We start from the raw sequence: 1,049 nt of genomic DNA, 5'->3' as shown, positions 1-1,049 counted from the left end.
GAGAGTGTCTGATGGTTTGTGTGTGGGTACCTAACCTGCATGAGGAGATGGACCAGAATGACTACTGTGGCACGACGAGATCCGGCTGATAAGGCCAAAATTGATGCGATTGAAAAGAAGCTGCTTGCTAACCCTGAAATCGCGAAGCTGATTGATGACCTAGGCACGTCTACAACGGATGCCAATGACCTAGTTCGCGGCATGTTGCAGGCCTCGATTACCAGGGGACTCAACGCTGAAATGGATGCCCACCTGGGCTACGAGTCTGGCGACAGGAGCGCTAAAGCTGCTGCTGGGACAGACAATTACCGCAACGGATCGTATCCAAAGACCGTGGATTCTAACTACGGGCCAGTGACCGTTGATGTCCCGAGAGATCGGGCTGGAACATTCTTGCCGACTATGGTTCCTAAAGGTTCTAGGCGCTTGACTGATGTCGATGACATGATCGTCAGCTTGTACGCCGGTGGGATGACAATTAGGGACATCCAGCACCATATGGCAACTGCGATGCGGGTTGATATTTCCCATGAGACGATTTCCGCAGTCACCGATGCCGTCCTCGATGAGGTCATGATCTGGCAAAACCGCCAGCTAGACGAGTTCTACCCGGTCATTTTCCTGGATGCGTTGCGCATTAAAGTCCGCGACGGTGGCCGAGTAGTCAACAAGTCCGCGTACATGGCAATCGGCGTGGACCTGGACGGCATCAAGCACATTTTGGGATTGTGGATCGCCAAAGAAGAAGGCGCTTCATTTTGGGCGCAGGTATGCGCCAATCTTTCCAATCGTGGGGTCAAAGACGTCTTTATCGTCTGCTGTGACGGGCTTAAAGGCCTACCAGAAGCAGTCGAGGCAACTTGGCCGAACTCGATGGTGCAAACCTGTATCGTGCACCTGATTCGTGCAGCTAACCGATGGGTAGCCTACGGGGATCGCCGGGGCGTATCAGCCGCGTTGAAAAAGATTTACACCGCTGCGGACGAGTCCACAGCTAAGGCTGCCTTAGACGAATTTGAAGCCTCTGAATTGGGAGAAAAGTATCCACG

General features: G+C 53.2%; 1 protein-coding gene. It reads left to right on the top strand.

What is annotated here, in order from left to right:
- Positions 1 to 57 precede the first annotated feature (57 nt).
- Positions 58 to 1,049: IS256 family transposase (locus tag L8U58_RS10135; protein ID WP_269955273.1), on the top strand; the 992-nt coding region annotated here is incomplete at its 3' end.

Origin of the sequence: Corynebacterium macclintockiae (assembly GCF_027570165.1) — a bacterium.
GTDB lineage: Bacteria > Actinomycetota > Actinomycetes > Mycobacteriales > Mycobacteriaceae > Corynebacterium > Corynebacterium macclintockiae.
This window is presented reverse-complemented; position numbering and strand designations above follow the sequence as displayed.